19 protein-coding genes and 2 pseudogenes are annotated in these 21,333 nt (G+C 68.4%); 8 read left to right on the forward strand and 13 right to left on the reverse strand.

Annotation, left to right across the window (positions count from 1 at the left end; translation table 11 throughout):
* The first annotated feature begins 70 nt into the window (after positions 1-70).
* Both DQP57_RS18180 and DQP57_RS18185 read left to right on the forward strand, forming a co-directional pair.
* Positions 71-1,090 carry a sensor domain-containing protein gene (locus DQP57_RS18180; RefSeq protein WP_112634159.1) on the forward strand — a complete coding sequence of 340 codons (1,020 nt, stop codon included), beginning with the start codon at positions 71-73 and terminating at the stop codon, positions 1,088-1,090.
* Positions 1,091-1,103: 13 nt separating this feature from the next.
* On the forward strand, positions 1,104-2,075 hold the full coding sequence (locus tag DQP57_RS18185; RefSeq protein ID WP_112634160.1) for an aldo/keto reductase: 972 nt from the start codon (positions 1,104-1,106) through the stop codon (positions 2,073-2,075).
* A gap of 9 nt (positions 2,076-2,084) precedes the next feature.
* Here the strand turns inward: DQP57_RS18185 and DQP57_RS18190 are convergent, their stop codons facing one another.
* The 5 genes from DQP57_RS18190 to DQP57_RS18210 all read right to left on the reverse strand — a co-directional run bounded on the left by DQP57_RS18190 (position 2,085) and on the right by DQP57_RS18210 (position 9,168).
* Positions 2,085-2,852, reverse strand: coding sequence for an SDR family oxidoreductase (locus DQP57_RS18190; RefSeq protein ID WP_112634161.1), 768 nt, complete (start codon positions 2,850-2,852; stop codon positions 2,085-2,087).
* Positions 2,853-2,945: 93 nt separating this feature from the next.
* Entirely contained in the window at positions 2,946-4,700 is a 1,755-nt protein-coding gene (locus DQP57_RS18195) for a diguanylate cyclase domain-containing protein (RefSeq protein ID WP_112634162.1), read from the reverse strand.
* A 175-nt stretch (positions 4,701-4,875) separates the two neighbouring features.
* Positions 4,876-7,026, reverse strand: a complete 2,151-nt coding sequence (gene glgX / locus DQP57_RS18200) for a glycogen debranching protein GlgX (RefSeq protein WP_112634163.1) — start codon at positions 7,024-7,026, stop codon at positions 4,876-4,878.
* Between the two features lie 92 nt (positions 7,027-7,118).
* The gene (locus tag DQP57_RS18205; protein ID WP_112634164.1) at positions 7,119-8,300 is read right to left on the reverse strand and encodes a zinc-dependent alcohol dehydrogenase; all 1,182 of its coding nucleotides are present in this window, start codon (positions 8,298-8,300) and stop codon (positions 7,119-7,121) included.
* A gap of 160 nt (positions 8,301-8,460) precedes the next feature.
* The gene (locus tag DQP57_RS18210; RefSeq protein ID WP_112634165.1) at positions 8,461-9,168 is read right to left on the reverse strand and encodes a GAF and ANTAR domain-containing protein; all 708 of its coding nucleotides are present in this window, start codon (positions 9,166-9,168) and stop codon (positions 8,461-8,463) included.
* Positions 9,169-9,482: 314 nt separating this feature from the next.
* On the opposite strand from DQP57_RS18210, the gene DQP57_RS18215 reads away from it, so the two are divergent.
* Positions 9,483-10,793 (forward strand): NAD(P)/FAD-dependent oxidoreductase, encoded by a 1,311-nt coding sequence (locus tag DQP57_RS18215; protein ID WP_112634166.1) that lies wholly within the window; start codon positions 9,483-9,485, stop codon positions 10,791-10,793.
* Positions 10,794-10,811: 18 nt separating this feature from the next.
* Here DQP57_RS18215 and DQP57_RS18220 read toward each other — a convergent pair whose 3' ends face one another.
* Both DQP57_RS18220 and DQP57_RS18225 read right to left on the reverse strand, forming a co-directional pair.
* Complete coding sequence (locus DQP57_RS18220; RefSeq protein ID WP_112634167.1) at positions 10,812-11,348, reverse strand: DUF1360 domain-containing protein; 537 nt, start codon at positions 11,346-11,348, stop codon at positions 10,812-10,814.
* Positions 11,349-11,412: 64 nt separating this feature from the next.
* Positions 11,413-11,778 (reverse strand): MerR family transcriptional regulator, encoded by a 366-nt coding sequence (locus DQP57_RS18225; protein WP_112634168.1) that lies wholly within the window; start codon positions 11,776-11,778, stop codon positions 11,413-11,415.
* 141 nt (positions 11,779-11,919) lie between these two features.
* Between DQP57_RS18225 and DQP57_RS18230 the strand changes: the two genes are divergently transcribed.
* A complete protein-coding gene (locus DQP57_RS18230; RefSeq protein ID WP_066871189.1) occupies positions 11,920-12,369 on the forward strand; it encodes an Hsp20/alpha crystallin family protein in 450 nt (149 codons plus the stop codon).
* A gap of 118 nt (positions 12,370-12,487) precedes the next feature.
* Complete coding sequence (locus tag DQP57_RS18235; RefSeq protein ID WP_112634169.1) at positions 12,488-13,165, forward strand: PAS and ANTAR domain-containing protein; 678 nt, start codon at positions 12,488-12,490, stop codon at positions 13,163-13,165.
* Between the two features lie 26 nt (positions 13,166-13,191).
* Here the strand turns inward: DQP57_RS18235 and DQP57_RS18240 are convergent, their stop codons facing one another.
* Both DQP57_RS18240 and DQP57_RS18245 read right to left on the reverse strand, forming a co-directional pair.
* Positions 13,192-14,841: a sensor histidine kinase gene (locus tag DQP57_RS18240; RefSeq protein WP_112634179.1), complete on the reverse strand. Its 1,650-nt coding sequence runs from the start codon at positions 14,839-14,841 to the stop codon at positions 13,192-13,194.
* Between the two features lie 59 nt (positions 14,842-14,900).
* Positions 14,901-15,569: a response regulator gene (locus tag DQP57_RS18245; protein ID WP_112634170.1), complete on the reverse strand. Its 669-nt coding sequence runs from the start codon at positions 15,567-15,569 to the stop codon at positions 14,901-14,903.
* A 236-nt stretch (positions 15,570-15,805) separates the two neighbouring features.
* On the opposite strand from DQP57_RS18245, the gene DQP57_RS18250 reads away from it, so the two are divergent.
* Positions 15,806-16,222: a pyridoxamine 5'-phosphate oxidase family protein gene (locus tag DQP57_RS18250; protein WP_112634171.1), complete on the forward strand. Its 417-nt coding sequence runs from the start codon at positions 15,806-15,808 to the stop codon at positions 16,220-16,222.
* A 9-nt stretch (positions 16,223-16,231) separates the two neighbouring features.
* On the opposite strand, the gene DQP57_RS18255 is transcribed toward DQP57_RS18250, so the two are convergent.
* Entirely contained in the window at positions 16,232-17,206 is a 975-nt protein-coding gene (locus tag DQP57_RS18255; RefSeq protein WP_112634172.1) for an Acg family FMN-binding oxidoreductase, read from the reverse strand.
* A 140-nt stretch (positions 17,207-17,346) separates the two neighbouring features.
* On the opposite strand from DQP57_RS18255, the gene macS reads away from it, so the two are divergent.
* Together macS and DQP57_RS18265 are read left to right on the forward strand one after the other, a co-directional pair.
* A complete protein-coding gene (macS, locus tag DQP57_RS18260) occupies positions 17,347-18,507 on the forward strand; it encodes a MacS family sensor histidine kinase (protein ID WP_112634173.1) in 1,161 nt (386 codons plus the stop codon).
* A pseudogene (locus DQP57_RS18265) lies at positions 18,497-19,160 on the forward strand (response regulator). The gene macS and the pseudogene DQP57_RS18265 overlap by 11 nt, the downstream one beginning before the upstream one ends.
* Before the next feature lie 52 nt (positions 19,161-19,212).
* Here DQP57_RS18265 and DQP57_RS18270 read toward each other — a convergent pair.
* The 3 genes and pseudogenes from DQP57_RS18270 to DQP57_RS18280 all read right to left on the reverse strand — a co-directional run.
* Positions 19,213-20,526, reverse strand: a complete 1,314-nt coding sequence (locus DQP57_RS18270) for an acyltransferase family protein (protein ID WP_112634175.1) — start codon at positions 20,524-20,526, stop codon at positions 19,213-19,215.
* A gap of 136 nt (positions 20,527-20,662) precedes the next feature.
* A complete protein-coding gene (locus DQP57_RS18275) occupies positions 20,663-20,953 on the reverse strand; it encodes a YiaA/YiaB family inner membrane protein (RefSeq protein ID WP_112634176.1) in 291 nt (96 codons plus the stop codon).
* A 45-nt stretch (positions 20,954-20,998) separates the two neighbouring features.
* Positions 20,999-21,333 (reverse strand): annotated as a pseudogene (locus DQP57_RS18280) (hypothetical protein); the annotation flags it as partial.

Consider the following 21,333-nt stretch of genomic DNA (forward strand, 5'->3'; position numbering starts at 1 on the left):
CGTCCTGGTTTAGCCCTGCGCCCTCGTCGGCTACATTTCGGGCAGGTTCTCCCCACGAAGGAGGCGCTGCGTGACAAACCCGCAGGACCCGTATTGGCAGAACCCGCTGAGCTACGACCCGCTGGGCCGCGTCCCGCCCCCCGACGTGGAGCCGCTTCCCGCGCAGCCACCGCCGTACACACCGCCATACACGCCGCCGCCCGCACCCCCGCCCTACCGGCCGCCCGTCAACACGTTGGCGACGCTGTCGCTGGTGTTCGCGTTCCTGTTCGCCCCCGCGGGTGCAATCCTGGGCCACCTCGGGCTGGCGCAGATCCGCCGCACCGGTGAACTCGGGCGCGACCGTGCGCTGGTGGGTGTGACCCTGTCGTACATCTTCATCTCGTTGGCGGTCGTCGCCCTGGCCGGGTGGGCCACGCTGGCCGGTTCCACCTCGCCGCACCGGACATCCCCCGCCTCCAGCACGGCCGCCGGGCCGCCACCGCCCACGGTCCCGCCGGAGACCATCGCCACCCTGCTGCCCGGGCTGGACGCGCTGCGCAACATCACCGGCGACGCGAACCTCGACGTCGGCCCGACCTGGAACAGCCCCGGCCGCTCCCCGGATGACGGCAGCATCGACCGCCCGGAGTGCTGGGAAAGCATCGCCGCCGGCAGCCCCGACGCCTACGCCCCCGGGACGCTGGCCGGATACCACGCCGGAGAATTCACCGACACCCGCAGCATGCTGAAGTCCATGCAGGTCATCCAGGGCGTCGCGGCGTTCCGCGATCCGGGTGCGGCCCAGGGTCAGCTGGCCACGCTGCTGTCGGGATGGCACAAATGCGGCGAATCGACCGTCACCGTGTCCGCTCCCGGTGGGCAGCCGATCCCGATGTCGGTGAGCGCCCCCGCCGACGCCGGCAACGGGATCACCACGCTGGACCTGACGCCCAAGGGCATCCAGGTGCGCTCGGCGCGGGCGATCGCCGCCAAGGCGAACGTCGTCATCGACCTGAACGTATCCGCCAGCGGGACCACGGACAGCGCGTCGCCCCGCGCGGCCGCCGTCAGCATCGCGAACTACATCCTCGGCAAGATCCCCGGCTGAGTACGCTGACCGCATGAAGTTTGTCGACGTCGACGGGGTCGGCCGGGTCAGCCGAATCGGCTTGGGCACCTGGCAGTTCGGTTCACGCGAGTGGGGTTACGGGGACAGCTACGCGGCCGGGGCCGCGGGTGACATCGTGCGCCGCGCCCTTGCCCTCGGGGTGACGCTCTTCGATACCGCCGAGGTGTACGGCCTGGGCAAAAGCGAACGGATCCTGGGCGAGGCGCTCGGCGACGAGCGCGCCGAGGTGGTGGTGGCCAGCAAGATCATGCCGGTCGCGCCCTTCCCCGCGGTGGTCAAGCAGCGCGCCCGCGCCAGCGCGCAGCGACTGGGGCTGGACCGCATCCCGCTGTACCAGATCCACCAGCCCAACCCGGTGTTCCCCGATTCGGTGATCATGCCGGGCATGCGTGACCTGCTCGAGCGCGGCAAGATCGGCGCCGCCGGCGTCTCGAACTATTCGCTGCAGCGCTGGCAGAAGGCCGACGCCGCGCTGGGCCGCCCGGTAATCAGCAACCAGGTGCACTTCTCGCTCGCATACCCGAAGGCGCTGAAGAACCTGGTGCCGTTCGCCGAGCGGGAGAACCGCATCGTGATCGCCTACAGCCCGCTGGAACAGGGGCTGCTGGGCGGCAAATACGGTGTCGACAACCGTCCGGGGGGCGTGCGCGCGGTGAACTCCCTGTTCGGCACCGAGAACCTGCGCCGCGTCGAGCCGCTGCTGCAGCTGTTGCGCGATGTCGCCAAGGACGTCGACGCCAAGCCGGCGCAGGTGGCCCTGGCCTGGCTGATCAGCTATCCGGGCGTGGTCGCCATCCCCGGCGCCTCGTCCGTCGAGCAGCTGGAGTTCAACGTCGCCGCCGCCGACATCGAGCTGCCCACCGCATCCCGTGACGCGCTCACCGACGCGGCCCTGGCCTTCCGGCCGACATCGGCGGCGCGCTTCCTGACCGACCTGGCCAAGGAGAAGCTCGGCCGCCGCTGAGCGGCCGGCCTACGACTGGTTGGCCTCGGCGAACGCGGCGGGGCTGGCCGGCGCGCCGCGGGCCACCACCAGCGGCATCGACGTCGAGGCGTTGGTCCGCAGGATCGTGTGCACCACGTCGATCAGGTCCTCGACGGGCATCAACTTGCCGGGCATGCAGCCGCGCGAGGACCACAGCGGGACGGCCTTCATCGCGAGGTCCATGTCCCAGCCTTCGTTCATGCCGGTCTGCCCGTCGCCCTCGCCGCCCGCGCACTCCCCGACGATCAGGTTGGTGAAGCCGATGTCGGAATGCTCCGCGCGCCACGCCTCCACCAGCCGCTCCAGGGCCGCCTTGCTGACCCCGTAGGCGCCCAGGCCGGGCCACGGCGGCCCGAAGGTTCCGGCGTCGGAGGACAGGTACACGGCCTTGCCCGCCGAGGCCGTCAGGTGCGGCACCGCCGCGGCCGTCACCAGCGAGGCGCCGATGACGTTGGTGTCGAAGATGCGCCGCCAGGTGTCGGCGTCGGTGTCGACCATGCGGACCAGCGGCCCGACGGCCGGCGTGTAGACCATGTTGTCGATGCCGCCGAGCGCATCGGCGGCGCGGTCGATGGCCGCGCGGCAGGACGCCTGGTCGGTGACATCGCATTCGATGGCGACGGCGTTCGGGCCGGCGTCCTTGGCCGCAGCCTCGATGCGTTCGCGCCGCCGGGCAAGCAACGCGACCTGATCACCGCGCTGCGCCAGACCGACACCTATGCAACGCCCCAGCCCGCTGGAGGCGCCGACCACCACTGTCCTTGACATATTCGCCCTCTCTTGTAACGCAAGACGCCGTCGCGAGAAACCTACCGGATCCGACGCGCCGCGTGGTGATCACTGGGCCGCTTAGTTGGGAACGACGGTGTTGCGGTCGCCCGATTTGGCCCGGTACATGGCCTCGTCGGCTCGCGCGGTCACGGTGTCAACGGACTCGGCGAAACGGGCCAGCGTGGCACCGATGCTCAGGGTCGCGCGAATCATGTTGCCGGACAGGTGGATCGGCTCGGCGACCCGGCTGCGAATCTTTTCCGCGATCTGCGCGAGCTCGTCGGCGCTGCGGACGCCGGGCAACAGGACCAGTATCTCGTCGCCCCCCGTGCGCCCGACCGTGTCCCCGCGGCGAACGCTCGCCCGGATCCGCGCCGCCAGGGTGGCCAGCACGAAGTCCCCCATGCCGTGCCCCCACGTGTCGTTGATCGCCTTGAAGTGGTCGACGTCGCAGAAAAGGACGCCGACGTGCGTTCCGGCGGGTTGCGGCTGCGCCAGTGCGGACTCCAGCCGGCCGAGCGCCTCGGCCCGGTTCACCAGGCCGGTGAGGGTGTCGAAGCGCGCCAACCGTTCCAGCCGCTGCTCGGCCTCGACCTGATCGTCGACGACGCGTAGCGCCGCGATCAGCCCATCGGTGTTGCCCTCCGCGTCGGTGTAGGGCTTTCCGTGACCGTCGACCCAGTGGTAATCGCCGTCGACCGCGCACACCCGGAACCGCTGCAGAACCTGTTCACCGCCGGCGATGCGGCGCACGGCGGCGACGAGTCCGTCGCGGTCGTCGGGATGGATGCGACGGGAGAGACCCGAGCGCGTCCATCGCTGCAGCGGCCCGCCCAACGCAGCTTCCGCGGAGGGCGAAATCCACACCACCTCGCCGTCGCGGAGGTGCACGATGATGTCGACCGCGTTGTCGGCGAGGAGGCGGTAGCGCGCCTCTGCCTCGGCGCGTTCCTTGCTGGCCAGCTCCTTGGCGATCAGCAGCTTCTGTTCGCGCTGACTGAAGTAGAAGGTGATCGCGCCAACGACCGTGGTGCCCAACAGGATCGAGAAGGTCCACTCGGCGTGCTCGCCCAGGCCGAGCTGCAGAAAGATCGGCCTCGCCAGGGCCACCACCAACGGGAAACCCGCGAGGATGGCGACCAGGCGGACCAGCGACCGCCGGTCGGGCCGCGCGTACAGCCAGGCGAGGGGGAACCGGTCGGGGCGCGCCAGCGACGTCGCGGCGACCAGCATCAGCAGGGCCAGGGCCGAGAGGAACGCCTGCCCCTTCGACGGCGAGACGCCCACCAACGCCAGCGCGTCGAACAGGTAGGCCGCGACCGTGACGAACGGGATGACGGCGCCTCCCACGACGCACACGGGCCACACCACGCGGGTCTTGCGCTCCACTCGCACCAGTGCCACGGCGGTGGCCAGGGGCACGGCCGACAACGCGGTCTGCAGGCTCGGCCGCCCCGGCCAGGACCACTGGTACTCGCCCACCGATTCACCGAACCAGACCCTGTCGAAGCCAAATGAGCTGGCGCTCATGTACTCCGCAAGGACGATGACGGCGAAAGCACCCACGGCCGCGGCCAGGCCGCGCCCGGCCCAGATGCGTTCGCGCGAGGGATGCCCCCATTGCGCCAGGATCGCCGCGCCCAGCGCGGCCAGCCACAGGGCTGTCCACGGCATCATCTGCGGCCAGGTGGGATAGATGCGCGTCAGCCGCTCGATTCCCGCCGTCCAGCCCAGCCACGTCAACCCGGCGACCAAAAGGACGACCACGACGGCCACGCGGCCGCCCCAGGCCACCGCGGCAGTCATGCGCCCGTCGAGGCCGGCCCTGTCCATCGGCTGTCCCTTCGTTTCCGGCGCTCGGGCGCGGCCGCGCATCGGCGGCAGCAATGCGGCAACAATACTGTGCGCCAAAGTTAACCGATGTCGCCTATTCGGCGCGAGCGGCCCGCTCGATCCGCAGAAACGGTGAGTGCAGCCACGGGTACGCGGCTGTGGGTGCTGCGGAAGGCTAGTCCGAGGGCAGGGCGCGCAGCACCACGGCGGTGTGCGCTTCGACGTTGAGTCCGCCGCCGCCGGGCACCTCGTCGGCGGGCGTCGTCTCGTCGGGCCCGGTGTACACCACGACCTCCCAGGCGGCGCCGAATTCCTTTGGCGGCAAGGTGAATTCGATCGGCTCGTAGTGGGCGTTGAAGCACAACAGGAACGAGTCGTCCAGTACCCGCTGACCGCGGGCGTCGCGGTCGGGTATGCCGTGACCGTTGAGGAACACCGCAACGGACTTGGCGAAGCTGGCGCCCCAGTCCTCGTCGGTCATTTCGGTGCCCTCGGGGGTGAACCAGGCGATGTCCGCCAGGCCGTCCTGCCCGCGCCGGCCCACCGGTTTTCCCGAAAAGAATCGGCGCCTGCGGAACACGGGGTGCCCGGCCCGCAGCGCCGAGACCGTCCGGGTGAACTCCAGCAATCCGGCGTCGGCGTTGTCCCAGTCGATCCAGGTGAGCTCGTTGTCCTGGCAATAGCCGTTGTTGTTGCCGTTCTGGGTGCGCCCGAGTTCGTCGCCGTGACAGATCATCGGCACGCCCTGCGACAGCAGCAGTGTGGTCAGGAAGTTGCGCTGCTGGCGGGCGCGCAGCGCGTTGACCTGCTCGTCGTCGGTGGGCCCCTCCACGCCGCAGTTCCACGACCGGTTGTGGCTTTCGCCGTCGTTGTTGTCCTCGCCGTTGGCCTCGTTGTGCTTTTCGTTGTAGGACACCAGGTCGCGCAGCGTGAACCCGTCGTGGGCGATGACGAAGTTGATCGAGGCCACCGGCCGGCGCGCGGTGTGCTCGTAGAGATCCGCCGATCCGGAGAGCCGATAGGCGAACTCGTCGAGGGTGGCGGGCTCGCCGCGCCAGAAGTCGCGGACGGTGTCGCGGTACTTGCCGTTCCACTCGGTCCACTGCGGCGGGAAGTTGCCCACCTGATAGCCGCCCGGCCCGACGTCCCACGGCTCGGCGATCAGCTTGACCTGGCTGACGGTCGGATCCTGTTGCACGAGTTCGAAAAACGTCGCCAGGCGGTCGACGTCGTAGAACTCGCGGGCCAGCGTCGAGGCCAGGTCGAAGCGGAAGCCGTCGACATGCATCTCGGTGACCCAGTAGCGCAGCGAGTCCATGATCAGTTGCAGCGCATGCGGATGCCCGACGTTGAGGCTGTTGCCGGTGCCGGTGTAGTCCATGTAGTACTGCTTGTCGTCATCGACCAGCCGGTAGTACGCGGCGTTGTCGATGCCGCGCATCGACAGGGTTGGGCCGAGGTGGTTGCCCTCGGCCGTGTGGTTGTAGACCACGTCGAGGATGACCTCGATGCCGGCCTCGTGCAGCGAGCGCACCATGGCCTTGAATTCCTGGACCTGCCCGCCCGGGGTGGTGGCGCTGGAGTACTTGAAGTCGGGCGCGAAAAATCCGATCGTATTGTAGCCCCAGTAGTTCGACAGTCCCTTGTCGACCAGGGTGGAGTCGTTGGCGAAGTGATGCACCGGCATCAATTCGATGGCCGTGACACCGAGTTCCTTGAGGTGCTCGATGATCACCGGGTGCGCGACCGCGGCGTAGGTGCCGCGCAGCGGTTCGGGGATATCGGGGTGGGTCTGGGTCAGCCCCTTGACGTGCGCCTCGTAGATCACCGTGTCGGCGTACTGGTGATCCGGTGGACGGTCGTTGCCCCAGTCGAAGTAGGGGCTGATCACCACCGACTTGGGCATGCTTTCGGCCGAGTCGTCGTCGTTGCGGCTGTCGGGGTCGCCGAAGTTGTAGCTGAACAGCGACTGGTTCCATTCGAAGGAGCCGTCGATGGCCTTGGAGTACGGGTCCACCAGTAGCTTGTTGGGGTTGCAGCGCAGCCCCGCCTGCGGGTCGTATGGGCCGTAGACGCGGTAGCCGTAGCGCTGGCCCGGTTCGATGTTGGGGATGTAGGCGTGCCAGATGAAGCCGTCGATCTCGGGCAGGGTGATGCGGCTCTCGGTGCCCTCGGCGTCGAACAGGCACAGCTCCACCCGCTCAGCCACCTCGCTGAACACGGCGAAGTTGGTGCCCGCCCCGTCGTATGTGGCGCCCAGCGGGTAGGCCCGGCCCGGCCACACCTCTCCGGTGGGCGTGGGAGCGACGGCGTCTGCGGTGGTCATGGCGCAGTCAATACCCTGCCGTCATGGCGGTCAAACTGCGGGCCGCCCCTCGCGGCGCGGTGACTGGGCGGAAAGCCTTGCGGTATAGGCGATCACGGCTTCAGTATGACCTTGACCGCACCATCCTGCTTCTTCTGGAAGATCTCGTAGGCGTGCGGGGCCTGATCCAGCGGCAGCACGTGGGTCGCGAAGGTGTCGACGCCGAGTGGGTCGTCATCGGTCAGCAGCGGCATGATGTCGTCGACCCAGCGCTTGACGTTGGCCTGCCCCATCCGCAGGGTCAGCTGCTTGTCGAACAGGGTCAGCATCGGCAGCGGGTCGGCCATACCGCCGTACACGCCGCTGAGGGAGATCGTTCCGCCGCGCCGCACGATGTCGATGGCGGAGTACAGGGCGTTGAGGCGATCCACGCCTGCGGTCTGCATCAGCCGCTTGCCCAACGCATCCGGCAGCACCCCGGCGACCTGCTGCGCCAATTTGGCGGCCGGTGAGCCGTGCGCCTCCATGCCCACGGCGTCGATCACCGAGTCGGTTCCGCGTCCGTCGGTCAGGTCGCGGATCGCGTCACCAAGCGAGGAGTCGAGCCGGCCCAGATCGATGGTATGGATGCCGCGTTTCGCCGCGCGCCCCAGCCGCTCGGGCACCAGGTCGACGGCGATGACGCGGTAGCCCAGGTGATCGGCGATGCGGGCGGCCATGTCCCCGATGGGACCCAGCCCGAGCACGGTCACCGAGCCACCGTCCGGGATGTCGGCGTAGGCGACCGCCTGCCACGCGGTGGGCAGCACGTCCGACAGGTAGACGAACCGCGAATCCGGCGGTCCCACAGGCACTTTGATGTGAGTGAATTGCGCCTGGGGCACGCGTAACAGCTCGGCCTGGCCACCCGGGACTTCACCGTAGAGCTCCGAATAACCGAACAGCGCCGCCCCCATGCCCTGGTCGCGCACCTGAGTGGTCTCGCATTGGGTGTAGAGCTGCTGAGAGCACATGTGGCAACTGCCGCAGGAGATTTGGAACGGGATGACGACCCGGTCCCCCACCCGCAGGTCGCCCGTTTCGGTGCCGACCTCCCGCACGATGCCCATGGCTTCGTGCCCGAGGATGTCCCCGGGGTTCATGAACGCCCCGAGGATCTCGTAGAGGTGCAGGTCGGAGCCGCAGATGTTGGTCGAGGTGACTTCCACGATGGCATCGGTCGGTCGCTCGATCTTCGGGTCGGGCACCGAGTCCACCCGCACATCGCGCTTGCCCTGCCAGGTAACAGCCTTCATATGGGTGGCACATACCCGTCTCACACTCGTCGAAACCGCACCGCAGGCATGGAACCGGCGGGAGTGATCACGGTCGGCGACGGCCGGGCCGGGGCGCGCAGTCGGCGATCTGACGAAAGATGATGGGAACGTTAGTGTTTGGTGTCGCGCCGAGCCGCGGTCAGTGCCGCCGCTGCTTGAGCGGGTGTTCACTGTCTATCAGCGCCGCCGCGATGTCGATCAGCCTGACGTTGGATTTCTGCGAAACCCGGGTGAGCAGTTCGAACGCTTCGACGGCGTCGAGGTTGAAGCGCTCCATGACCACGCCCTTGGCCTGCCCGATGATGTCGCGCGAGGCCAAGGCGCTGCGAAATTGGTCCTGGCGGCGCATCATCGACCACGCCAGGGCGATGTGCGTGGCGAACACCGCGCCGAGTTCTACCGACTCCTCGCTGAACGCCTGCGGGCGGTCGGCATAGAAGGTGAGCGCGGCCATGCTGGTGCCGTCGATGAACAATTCGTACGACAGGATCGAGCGGATCGGCGTCTGCTCGAGCGCAAGCCGCCGGTAGCGCAACCAGCGTTGTTCGGCGTTCAGGTCGGCGATGTGCATGATGTGGTGCTCCCAGGCGGCCGTCAGGCACGGCCCCTCGCCGCAGCTGTTCTGGATCGCGTCAAGCACCATCGGGTAACGATGCGTGGCGACCACGCTGCTGACCGACCTGTCCTTCTCGGCCAGGGTGATACCGGCGTACTGCGAGCCTGTCACGTGATCGGTCCCGCTATCGATGAGCTCGTGCAACCCGGAAGCGGTATCGCCTTGTTCGCGCTGCAGATTGCCCACCAGCTCGACGAGCTGAGCGACGATCGTGGCATTGCCATCCCGCATACGATCACCCCCCGGAGCCGCCGTGGCCCGCAGAGCCCTTTCCCGCCGTCGCCATGGTGCCATTCACACGAACACGAACGCCCAAGGAGAAGTCTATGGGCCAGAAAACGAAGTGCAAGGCCAGATAACGGACGGGCGCGAGCGGTACCGGCCCGTCGCCCGGCGCAGGAGATGGGGCGCGGCAGAAGGTCCGTAGCCTCCGTCCCGACCCCGGCCGCTTAAAAGCTTGACTGCCAACGCCTTTCACGACACCCGAACACGCAGCGCGACGGGGACCCGCGACCCGTCCGCGCCGCGCGCCTACACTCGGGTCGGTGACCTCCATTGTGATCGTGGGAAGCGGCTTCACCGGATTCACCTGCGCCCGTCGCCTGGCCCGAATCATGCGCCGACGGCGCGCACCCGTCGACATCACGATCATCTCCCCCGTCGACTACATGCTGTACACGCCGTTGTTGCCCGACGTCGCCGGCGGCGTCGTCGACGCCCGCTTTGTGGCTGTCCCCCTGGCCAATTCGCTCAAGGGGGTCCGCGCCGTGCGAGGCCGCGTGGACGCCGTGGATTTCACCCAGCGCACGCTGACCTATTGCGATCCCGAAGAGCGCAGCCATTCGATGTCCTGGGACCGGCTGGTGCTGACGCCCGGCTCGGTCACACGGTTGTTCGACGTTCCCGGCCTCGCCAGGCACGCGCGCGGTTTGAAGACCACCGCCGAGGCCCTCTACCTGCGCGACCACTTCGTCGAGCAACTGGAGTTGGCTAACCTCGAGGACGATCCGCGGGCCGCCGCCGCCCGTCGCACCGTCGTGGTGGTCGGCGCGTCGTATTCGGGCACCGAACTGGTCGCGCAGCTGCGGGCGCTGGCCGACGCGGCGGCCAAACAGATGGGCTTCAACCGCGCCGACGTGCGGTTCCTGTTGCTGGACCTGGCCGACCAGGTGATGCCCGAGGTCGGCAAGCGACTGGGCGACGCCGCGCTCAAGGTGCTACGCAAGCGCGGAATCGACGTCCGGCTCGGCATCACCCTCAAGGAGGCGCACGCCGATCACGTTGTGCTCAGCGATGATTCGCGGATCGACACGCGCACGATCGCGTGGGTGACGGGGGTGACCGGCGCACCGCTGATCCAGGACCTGGGACTGCCGACCGAAAAGGGCCGAGTCACGGTGCGGGCCGACCTGCAGGTGCCGGATCACCCGGAGGTGTTCGCGGCCGGTGACGCGGCCGCGGTGCCCGACCTGACGCAACCGGGCAAGATCACCCCGCCCACGGCCCAGCACGCGACCCGGCAAGGCAAGGCCCTGGCCCGCAATGTCGCCGCCAGCCTGGGCTACGGCAGCAGTAAGGAATACAAACACCGCAACCTGGGTCTGGTGGTCGACCTCGGGCCGCGCTATGCGGTGGCCAATCCGCTCAACATCCACCTGTCCGGGCTGGCCGCCAAGGCCGTCACCAGGTCCTACCACCTGTATGCGATTCCGCGCGGTGTCAACCGGTGGGCGGTGTCGCTGGCCTACCTGACCGACGCCCTGTTCACCCGCTCGGTCGTCTCGATCGGGTTGACCTCCGAGGACGACGCACAATTCACGGCCAGCGAAGGCATACCCATGCCGAAGACGAGCTGACGCGCCGGCTTTCGGGCCTCAGCCCTCGGCCGACTGCTGGGCCATCGCGTAGGCGAGCTGGAGGAAGTCCGCACCCGCCAGCGCGGTGAACACACCGGCGATCAGCCGGGTGAACCGTGGCGCGAACACCAGGCCGATCGCCAACCCGGTGGCCACCCACATGTCCAGGCAGAACGGGCAGGTCAGCAACTCCCCGAGGCTGTGCCGGAGCTGGCTGTGCTCGCGGACCTCTTCCTGCACCTCGGCGGGGCCGCCGGTGCCGGCGTAGCGGGTGAAGGGCGCGCGCAGCGGGCTGGTCACGGCGTCCTTGGTCAGGGTTCGCGACAGCTTGTGGGTGCCCAGGGTGAGGATCAGCAGGTCCTGGACCCGCCATCTGGTCGGCAGCGTGCGGCCGGTGGCCAGCGCGGCCAGCACCGCGGCCACCACCACCACGCCATAGACGGCCATGACGGCCAGGTAGCCGCCCAGCGGCCGATCGTGGTCGCCCCGGTAGGCGTCCGCTTCCTGTCGTGCGCCATCGACGACCTGCGCACCGCTTTCGGTCAACTCACCCATCGCTTCTCCTTAACGGCATAGCGGGACGGGTACCCGGCCTGGGTCGGCGCAATCCGCGAGGGGCTCAGACGGTGTCCGGCTCGGCGTACTTCGCCGTTTTCGCGGCTTCTCGCAAGGTGCGGTTGGTGGACCGCAGATCGGTGTTGGCCGCGGATAGCGTGGCGTTGTGGTCCTCGAGATCGAGGATGCGCGCGACACCGGCCAGGTTGACCCCGGAATCGACCAGCGCAGTGATGCGCTTGATCCTGGCCAGATCGTCGGCGCTGTACCGGCGCGTGCCGCCTTGGCTGCGCGACGGCGTGATCAGGCCGTAGCGTTCGTAAAGCCGCAGCGTCTGCACCGCAGTCCCGGAGAGTTCGGCGGCCACCGAGATGCCATACACCCCATGGTCGGACGCCGGAGTATCCGCGTTTCCGCGGTAGTCGACCATTGCGCCTCCCCTTAGCTTCTCGCTTAGAAAATCTGTTTAGCACACTTGCGTGCTTCTGTCGATGGTGCTATACAAAATCTATGTCATTAGACATAGGAAATTGCCGACCCACAGCCTAGATTGGAGTGAGAGGTGACCACCATGCTGATGCGTTCAGACCCCTTCCGCGAACTCGACCGCTTCGCCCACCAGGTCCTCGGTACCGCCGCCCGGCCGGCGGTGATGCCGATGGACGCCTGGCGCGAAGGCGAGAACTTCGTCGTCGAGTTCGACCTGCCCGGCATCGACGCCGACTCCCTGGACATCGACATCGAGCGCAATGTGGTGACGGTGCGCGCCGAACGGCCGGCCGTCGACCCCAACCGCGAGATGCTGGCCACCGAGCGGCCGCGCGGCGTGTTCAGCCGCCAACTGGTGCTCGGCGAAAACCTCGACACCGACAAGATCGAGGCCTCCTATTCCGAAGGCGTTCTGCGCCTGCACATCCCGGTGGCCGAAAAGGCCAAGCCGCGCAAGATCACGGTCGGCCGCGGCGACGGTCACAAGGCGATCAACGACAAGGCCTCGGAACGCGAGGTGATCAACGCCTGACCGACCGGCCGGCCGGGCGGCGGCCGCACTGACCGCACATGTGTGCGGCCGCCGCACGCCCCGGCTTCTGGCCGCCCGGGCGAACGGCGCACCGACTGCGGTGGGAAACGGACACACGATGAAATGGGAACTCGACGGCCAGACCGCCAACGTCGAACAGGCGTTGGCGGGCGGCGCTGCGCAACCGGCGGGGTGGTTTCGGTTCTACTTCGCCGACCAGCGCTGGGAATGGTCGGAACAAGTGCAACGCATGCACGGCTACGAGGCCGGCAGCATCACGCCGACCACCGAACTGGTGCTGTCCCACAAGCATCCCGAGGACCGCGGACAGGTCGCGGCCACCATCGACCAAATCGTCCACACGCGACAGGCGTTCAGCACGCGCCACCGCATCGTCGATACCCGGGGACAGGTGCACCACGTCGTCGTCGTCGGTGACCGGATCTTCGACGACGACGGTGACGTGATCGGCACGCACGGGTTCTACGTCGAGGTCTCCGCGCCCTACGAACAGGCGCGCGAGGACGCCATGAGCGCGAAAGTTGCTGAGATCAGCGAGAACCGGGCCGGCATCGAGCAGGCCAAGGGCATGCTCATGCTGATCTATGGCATCAGCGATACCGCGGCGTTCGAGTTGCTCAAGTGGTTGTCCCAGGAGGCGAACGTCAAACTGCGCCCGCTCGCCGAGCAGATCGCGCAAGACTTCCGCGGTGCCGGCCTGTCACTGAACACCCTGTCGGACTTCGATCATCTGCTGTTGACCGCGCACGAACGCGTCCGCAGTAATCACCAATAGGCGTGCAGACCAAGGCGTTTCGGCGCTCAGCTGTCGAGCAGCGGGGCGACCCAGTGCACCCGGGTGCCGCCCGCGGGCCCAGCGGTGATCTCACACGTGCCGCCGAGTTGCTCGGCGCGCCGCTTCATATTGGCCAGGCCGCTGTATCGGGTGTTGCCGGCCGGTATGCCACATCCGTCGTCGATGACGTTGAGGATGAACACGTCCGCGACACTGATCTCCACGGTCAGCCGTGACGCCCCAGAATGACGCAGGGCATTGCTGACCGCTTCGGTGGTGACCGCTTCGGCGTGATCGGCAAGCTCGGCACCCACGGCGCTCATCGGCCCGTCGACGCGCACGGTGGTGACGAGGTCACGGTTTCCGGTCAGGTCGGCGACCACCCGCGCGATGCGCTGCCGGAAATCGGCACTGGCGGCCACCGGCGACTTGAGCGCGAAGATCGTGGTGCGGATTTCCTCGATGATGGTCTGCAGATCGTCGAGCGTGCGGTTGAGCCGGTCGGCCACTTCCGGTGAACGCGCCCGGGCCAGGGTGCCCTGCAGGTTCATGCCGGCCGCGAACAGCCGCTGGATGACGTGGTCGTGCAGGTCGTGCGCGATGCGTTCCCGCTCGGCCAGAATGGCCAGCTGCCGGGCGTCCTCGCGCGCCGACGCCAGGACCAGCGCGATCGCGGCGTGCGTGGCGAAGTCGCTGACGAGGTCCAGATAGCTCTCGTTGAACGGCGGCTGGTCGGCGCCGCGGGCGATGGCGATCACCCCGACGACCTCGTCGCGGGCGCGCAGCGGCATCAGGATCGCCGGGCGCTGCCCGACGTCGGTGAAGGACTGGATCGGGTAGCGCAGCTCCTCGGTGATCAGCGGTTCCCCGGACTTAAACACCGCGCCGGTGGTGGAGCCCTGCACCGGAACTCGCTGCCCGAGCACCTCGGAGGCGTGCAACCCCACCGCGGCGGACACCACCAGCGTGTCGACCTCGTCGTCGGGCGCGTCGGCGTCGGCCGGCACCAGCACGATGGCCTGTTCGGCGTCGGTCAGCAGGCGCGCGCGCTCGGCGATCAGTTGCAGGGGGCGCCGGTGCGGTTCGGGGCGCGCCAGCAGCGCGGTGGTGATCTCGCGGCTGGCCTCCATCCACTTCACCGACGTCCGCTCCCGTTCGAAGACCTGTGCGTTGTCGATGGCGACGGCGGCCCCGAACGCCAACGCCCGCGCGGCGACCTCGTCGGATTCGGAGAACACCCGCGCCGGATCGACGTGGGTCAGGTACAGGTTGCCGAATACGGTGTCGCGGATGGTGATCGGGACCGCGAGGAAGGCGCGCATCCGGGGATGGTGTTCGGGAAAGCCGACCGCGGCGTGGTGGGTGGTCAGATCGTCCATCCGCAGCGCGGGGGTGTCCAGCATCGACAAACTCAGCAGGCCCTTGCCGACCGGCAGGGGCCCGATGCGCCGGACGGTCTCGGCGTCCATGCCCTCGTGGACGAACGAGATCAGGTTGCCGTCACGATCGCGGATGGCAAGCGCGCCGTAGGGGGCGGAGGTCAATTCCCTTGCCGCGCTGATGATCCGGTGCAGCGTGGCGTCCAGATCGAGCCCCGCGCCGATCTCGACGATGACCCGCAGCAACCGCTCCATCTGGTCGCGCGAGGCCAGCAGCTCGTCGAGCTGGGCATGCATCTGGCTGACCAGCCCGCGCTGCCCGAGTCCGGCGAATGCCGAGCCCTGTTCGTCGCCGGTCACCCCGACCAGTCCGGCGCGGTCGACGGTGGGCCGGACCGCTGATTCAGTTTCGACGCGAACACCGCCGCCTGGGTGCGGCGCTCCATGCCGAGCTTGGCCAGTAACCGAGATACGTAGTTCTTCACCGTCTTCTCCGCGAGGAACATGCGCGCGGCGATCTGCCTGTTGGTCAGTCCCTCGCTGAGCAGTCCGAGCAGCGTGCGTTCCTGCTCGGTCAATCCGGAGAGCGGGTCCTCGCGCGTGGTCGCGCCGCGCAGCTTGGACATCAGCGCGGCCGCGGCCCGGTTGTCCAGCAGCGATTTACCGGCGCCCACCTCTTTGATCGCGTGGGCCAGCTCCATGCCCTTGATGTCCTTGACCACGAATCCGCTGGCGCCGGCCAGGATCGCCTCGAGCATCGCCTCGTCGGAGGTGAAGGACGTCAACATCAGGCAGCGCAGGTCAGGGTGATCCGACACCAGGTCACGGCACAATTCGATGCCGTTGCCATCGGGCAGGCGGACATCGAGCACGGCGACGTCGGGTTGCAACGCCGGGATCCGTGCTTTCGCCTCCGCCACCGTGCCGGCCTCGCCGACGATCTGCAGATCGGGATCCGACGCGAGCAGATCGGAAAGACCGCGGCGGACGACCTCGTGGTCGTCGACCAGGAATACCTTGACCATGGCGGGCCCTTTCCTGCCGGTCTCGCAACTGGAAAGATTCGCGGCAGACCAACCCAATATCCCATATTCTCGACGGGAACCATCGAGAAGCAACGGCTTCAACGACTTTGGTCCCCACGGGTGAGGACCTTCGGCCGCCGCTCTAAGCGATGGCGCGTCAATATCCTTGCGGCAGTGGCTCATTGCGACAGTGGCCCATTGAGGACAGCGGCCGCATACGCGGGAAGGGAATCTCGATGACCGACGACGGAGTCGACATCCTGCCGGTGCACGAATGCTGGGAGCTGCTCGGCAGCCTGGCGCTGGGCCGGCTGGTGACCTACGCCGACGGCCAGCCCGACATCTTCCCGGTCAACTACGTCGTCCAGCGCCGCACGGTGCTGTTCCGCACCGCGGCGGGCACCAAGCTGGTCAGTTCCGCGATCGACAATCGGGTGCTGTTCGAGGTCGACGACCACAACGTCGCCGAGGCATGGAGCGTGATCGTCCGGGGCAGGGCGCGGTCGCTGCGCACCCCCGAGGAACTCGAGGAGGCCGAACGCGCGCAGGTGTTGCCGTGGACCAGGCCGGAGAAGACGCACTACGTGCGCATCGTTCCGGAAAGCATCACCGGCCGCCGGTTCCAGTTCGGCTCACCACCGGGTGACGTGTAGTCCCCGCGATCAGATCGCCCACTCGACGAAGTCGCCGAGGTCGCGCCGCGGCGTCGCCGGCAACGGATCGGCGTTGATGGGCGCCCAGCCCACCCGAAGCAGCATCTGCGGATGGTTGCTGTCGCCGAAGATGTCGGAGCGGACGGCTTGGCGGGTGTCGGCCGTCTCCAGCGGTTCGGTGACCGGGCAACTGGCCAGGCCCGCCGATGTCGCGGTGAGCAGCGCGACGCTGGTGGCCTCACCGGCGCGCAGCTGCGCCAGCCGGTCGTCGTGGCGGGTGCCCAGCGCAAGCACCACGGCGTTGTCGTCGGCCGCGGACGAATTGGCGGCCATCGGCAGCGCCGCACCGGCAAACAGCCGACTGGGGATTTTCGCGTCCGGATCCGATATCGGCGTGTTGTGGGCGGGAACGCCCGCGACCGAGAAGTAACGCCCGCTCCACGTCGTGAGCTCGGCGAGATAGTCCTGGGTCAGGTGATCGCGGACGGACTCGGCGACGATGTCGTGCAGCGTGTCGATGTCTTCCACCTGGCACAGCGTGACGCCGGCGCGGGCGGCGCGCGCCGCCATGAGCGCGATGTCGCCCACCGGCACCGGCCACGAGCTGTAGTGGCGCCGATCGGTCCGCCGCCGGGGGATGGCGGCGGCGAGCGCGATGTCGACGTGATCGGCGGGCTGCGGCGAAAGCTCGATCGTGGCGAGGTGTGCGGGGTCGTCGGGGCTCGGCAGCCGGCGCACCCGCGATCGCCATCCCACCGCCGCGAACGCGACCACGCAGTGATGCAGCGCGGTGCCGCAACTCAGAATCAAGTCGCGGCCTTCGGGGTCGGTGTTGGGCAGCTGCCGCCCGGCGTCGGCGTACAGCTGCAGGCCGGTCGCCTCGACGCGCCACCGCCACGGTTGGGTGTTGTGCACCGACGGGGCGCGTGATGCCAGCGTCAGGGCCGTCCGTATCGTTCCAGCGTCCGGAAAGTGGGCGTTCATGCCATGGTCCCTTCCCTCCTAGCGCCTTGTCGGTATCCACGATCGCGCCTCCTCCTCGGCATCACGAGGGCACGACGGCTCTAACTCGAGGGACTTTCGGCCAATGTCGGTGGTCGCCGCGCCGCGGGGTCTTCGCCCTTATGCTGACGACGATGGCGAATCACGGCCCCGATCCCACGACGCCGCTGTGGCGCGCTGCCCAGGTGTTCCGGCTGCTGAGTTGCATCTATGCGACCGGCTTTCAAATCGCGATCACTCCGGATCTGGTTCGGCCGGTGCTGGGTTGGGTGCTTTTCGGTGGGCTGATCGGCTGGAGCGCGGCGTGCGCGGCCGCCTACCTGCGCGGGTTCGGGCGCCGGCCGGCGTGGGTGCTGGCCGAGCTGGTGATCGCCGTGTTGCTGATGTGGTCGAACAGCCTCGTCGCGAGCCCGCACTGGGCGGCCGAGAACCAGACCTGGCCGACGACGTTGTGGGCGAGCAATCCCACCATTTCCGCGGCCATCCAGTTCGGCCCCGCGGGCGGAATGCTGACGGGCCTGGCGGTGATGGCCACCAATTTCGCCGTCAAGAACTACTTTGCGCTCAACCTCGGGCACAACGCGACCCTCATCATCGAACTGGCGATCGGGATGGCGATCGGGATGGCCGCGCAGACCGCGCGGCGCGCCCACGACGAGCTGCGACGAGCGGCCCAACTGGCGGCCGCGGTCGCCGAACGCGACCGGCTGTCCCGGCAGGTCCACGACGGAGCCATTCAGGTGCTGGCGCTGGTCGCCAAGAAGGGTCACGAGATCGGCGGCGCCACAGCCGAACTCGCCGACCTGGCCAGCGGGCAGGAGCGCGCGTTGCGGCGCTGGCTGGCGTGTACGGACGTCGATGCCGACGCCGATGGCACGACGCTCGACCTGCGCACGCTGCTGCGCTGTCGGGAGTCCGATCGCGTGTCGTTCAGCCTGCCGGGCACCCCGGTACCGTTGGGCCGTTGGGCGGCAACCGAACTCGACGCCGCGGTGGGCAACGCGCTGGACAACGTGGCCGCCCACGCCGGCCCGGATGCGCACGCGTTCGTGCTCGTGGAGGACCTCGGCGATTCCGTCGTGGTCAGTGTCCGCGACGACGGAGTGGGGATTGCTGCCGGCCGGCTCGAGGAAGCGTCTCGTCAGGGACGGCTCGGCATCGCCCAATCGATCGTGGGACGGTTGACGGCGCTGGGCGGCAGCGCCGAATTGCGCAGCGCCCCTGGGGAAGGCGCCGAGTGGGAACTGTGCGTGCCACGCCGGGAGGAACGCCATGACGGATGACGAGACGCCGACGACGGTGATGGTCCGACGACCATCCGATCTGGCGTGACGCGGTCGCCCGCGATTTGACCGAGGAAGGCTTCACGGTGGTTGCCACGGCCGACGGTGTGGCGGCCGCCGGGCGGCGGGCCGCCGTGGTCAAACCCGACGTGGTGGTGATGGACATGCAGCTGACCGACGGCGACGGTGCGCAGGCGACCGCCGCGGTGCTCGCGGTCTCACCGTCGACGCGGGTGCTGGTGCTGTCGGCCTCCGATGAGCGCGATGACGTGCTGGAGGCGGTCAAAGCCGGCGCGACGGGATACCTGGTCAAGAGCGCCTCGAAAGCCGAACTGGCACAGGCGGTATCGGCCACCGCCGCCGGTCGGGCCGTGTTCACCCCGAGCCTGGCGGGGCTGGTGCTGGGCGAATACCGGCGTATCGCGCAGACCAAGGATGACGGGCCCGCCCGCCCCAGCCTCACCGAACGCGAAACTGAGGTGTTGCGTTACGTGGCAAAAGGGCTGTCCGCCAAGCAGATCGCCGAGAAGCTGTCGTTGAGCCACCGTACGGTGGAAAACCATGTGCAGGCGACATTCCGCAAGCTCCAGGTCGTCAATCGGGTGGAACTGGCACGCTACGCCATCGAGCACGGCCTGGACGACGAGCCGTGACCCGCGGGGCGGGCGGATAATCGCCCCTACCCCGCGGGCCACCGGCTCGGGTCTATGGCGCTGCGACCCGGCGCCCCACCGGCAGTGTGGCCACGATTCGGGCGGTCACCAACGCGGTCACCACCACGGCCATGCACACCAGCCCGTCGTCTTTCAGCCCCCACCTGATCGCCGCGAGCAGCGCCACGCCGGCCGCGCACAGCAGGGCGCCCATGGCCGCGCCGCGCCCCCGCGACGTCACCGCCGGCGGACCGTCCCACCCGGACAGCGGGTTGTTCTCCAGCGGCCGCAGCGCGACGAACAGCACCGCCACCGCGACGACCACGATGAGCACCTGCGCGAGGCTGATGGCCAGGAAGTCCTGCGCACCCGGAAAGCGCGGGCAGCCAAGGAGATCGAAGGCCAGATGCACACCCAGCAGCACCGGCATGTGCCACAGATACAGGGTCATCGCGCCCGAGTTGCCGATGGCGGTCCACCACCACACGCGGGGCCGCTGCGCCCAGCGCGCGATCGCCGGCGCGGCGGCGATGGCCAACGCGCTCAGGATGATTGCGTGTCCGGCCAGCAGCAGCGACGGCGGGCTGGTGTTCGACAGGTGGTGGTCACCGGTGCCGACCATGCTGATCTGATACGGCCCCCAGTGCACCAGCGCGACGTCGACGGCGAAGAAGATGGCCGCGACGGCCAGCGCGGCGCGGCCGCCGAGCAGCCGGCGACGGTAAGCCACGCCGAACATCGCGGGAATGAGCCAGACGGCCAGGTTGACGTAGCCGAGCGGCATCATTGCCGGCCAGTGCAGCCGGATCACGTCGATCAGCGCGATCGCCCCGTAGATCGGCGCCACCCCGGCGGCCAGGCGCCCGGCCGTGGTGATGCGATACAGCACCGGCATCGCGGCCAGCACTAGGACGTAAGCCCCCAGGAACCACAGCAGCTGCGTGCTGACGCCGGCGATCGGCTCGTAGATGTGCTGTGGCAGTGCCCGGTACAGCACGGTCAGCGCCACGGCCCAGAATGCCAGGTAGTAGAACACCGGCCGGAACAGCCGGGTGCATCGCTTCATCAGCCAGTCACCCCAGTTGGTGCCCGGGACCCAGGAGGACACGCAGGCCGCCGCGCCGGCGAAGAAGAACAGCGGCATGATCTGCAGCAACCACGTCATCGCCTGAAACAGCGCCGAGGTGGTGAGCAGGTTGTCCCAGATCAGCACGTGGTTGCGGATGATGCTGGCCGCCATCACGGTATGGCCGAGCACCACACCGACCAGCGACGTGATGCGGATGACGTCCAGGACGCGATCGCGATCGGCCGGCGTACTCGCGGCCACCTCGGCGACGTCGGGAAACCTGACAAGAGTGGTCATGGGAGCGGAACTGCCCTTCTGTGCTGTGAATGGGAACCGTTGTGGTCAAGCAGGAGTCATGCGTTTGACACAAGCATCGCCGGTCGCGCGGTTGCGGGCCTGCGCACTTCTACGCGTCGGGGCTGAGTAGTTCTACTCAGCCCGCGGCATTGAGCGGGTCGTAGTCGGCCAGCAGCTTTTCGACGCGGGCCTCATCGAGCCGCACGCGAACGGTCGCGGCCTCCTGTTGGTCGCGGATCACCTTGGCCAGGGTGAACGCGCTCGACACCAGGAAGAGGAAGGTGACGCCGAGGAACAATCGCGGCCAGGGGTCAAGCGGCAGGAAGTAGATTCCGCCGAGCGCGGCGACGAAGCTGATCGCGAACGCGACGGCGGCCTGGACGAAGAAGGCGGCGGTGGTTTTCGACGTGCCGTTGGGAGTGGTCATGCCAATAAGACTGCGGCAGCGCAGCGTTGGCGAGGATCCGTAAGACTACTCAGATTTGGCGGTGCGATCGCGAGGCGACGCCAGCAGCACCGCGGCGGCACCGGCGGTGCTGACGCCGATCGCGGCGGCAATCACCGTCGCCAACTCCACCGAAGCGAACCCGGAGTCCGCGAGCGGTTTGACCACGGCCACCACGCCCAGCGCGGGCATCACCAGCCTGACCCACCAGGCCAACGCGCTGTCACCGGGTATCCGCGAATTCGCCTCTGTGACAAAGACATACAGTGCCATCAGCAGCAGGGGCGCCGCGCCCAGGATCGCCAGGCCGATCAGGCGCGCTCCGTGAGCCGAGACGACGGCGGCAATCAGCGCGACGAGCG

This window comes from Mycobacterium colombiense (assembly GCF_003284935.1).
GTDB classification, from domain to species: Bacteria; Actinomycetota; Actinomycetes; order Mycobacteriales; family Mycobacteriaceae; genus Mycobacterium; species Mycobacterium arosiense_A.

Coding starts and splice junctions, on each gene's coding strand:
- DQP57_RS18185 (WP_112634160.1), top strand. CDS start 1,104: ATGAAGTTTGTCGACGTCGACGGGGTCGGCCGGGTCAGCCGAATCGGC.
- DQP57_RS18195 (WP_112634162.1), bottom strand. CDS start 4,700: ATGGACAGGGCCGGCCTCGACGGGCGCATGACTGCCGCGGTGGCCTGG.
- glgX (WP_112634163.1), bottom strand. CDS start 7,026: ATGACCACCGCAGACGCCGTCGCTCCCACGCCCACCGGAGAGGTGTGG.
- DQP57_RS18205 (WP_112634164.1), bottom strand. CDS start 8,300: ATGAAGGCTGTTACCTGGCAGGGCAAGCGCGATGTGCGGGTGGACTCG.
- DQP57_RS18210 (WP_112634165.1), bottom strand. CDS start 9,168: ATGCGGGATGGCAATGCCACGATCGTCGCTCAGCTCGTCGAGCTGGTG.
- DQP57_RS18220 (WP_112634167.1), bottom strand. CDS start 11,348: ATGGGTGAGTTGACCGAAAGCGGTGCGCAGGTCGTCGATGGCGCACGA.
- DQP57_RS18225 (WP_112634168.1), bottom strand. CDS start 11,778: ATGGTCGACTACCGCGGAAACGCGGATACTCCGGCGTCCGACCATGGG.
- DQP57_RS18230 (WP_066871189.1), top strand. CDS start 11,920: ATGCTGATGCGTTCAGACCCCTTCCGCGAACTCGACCGCTTCGCCCAC.
- DQP57_RS18235 (WP_112634169.1), top strand. CDS start 12,488: ATGAAATGGGAACTCGACGGCCAGACCGCCAACGTCGAACAGGCGTTG.
- DQP57_RS18240 (WP_112634179.1), bottom strand. CDS start 14,841: ATGCATGCCCAGCTCGACGAGCTGCTGGCCTCGCGCGACCAGATGGAG.
- DQP57_RS18245 (WP_112634170.1), bottom strand. CDS start 15,569: ATGGTCAAGGTATTCCTGGTCGACGACCACGAGGTCGTCCGCCGCGGT.
- DQP57_RS18250 (WP_112634171.1), top strand. CDS start 15,806: ATGACCGACGACGGAGTCGACATCCTGCCGGTGCACGAATGCTGGGAG.
- DQP57_RS18255 (WP_112634172.1), bottom strand. CDS start 17,206: ATGAACGCCCACTTTCCGGACGCTGGAACGATACGGACGGCCCTGACG.
- macS (WP_112634173.1), top strand. CDS start 17,347: ATGCTGACGACGATGGCGAATCACGGCCCCGATCCCACGACGCCGCTG.
- DQP57_RS18270 (WP_112634175.1), bottom strand. CDS start 20,526: ATGACCACTCTTGTCAGGTTTCCCGACGTCGCCGAGGTGGCCGCGAGT.
- DQP57_RS18275 (WP_112634176.1), bottom strand. CDS start 20,953: ATGACCACTCCCAACGGCACGTCGAAAACCACCGCCGCCTTCTTCGTC.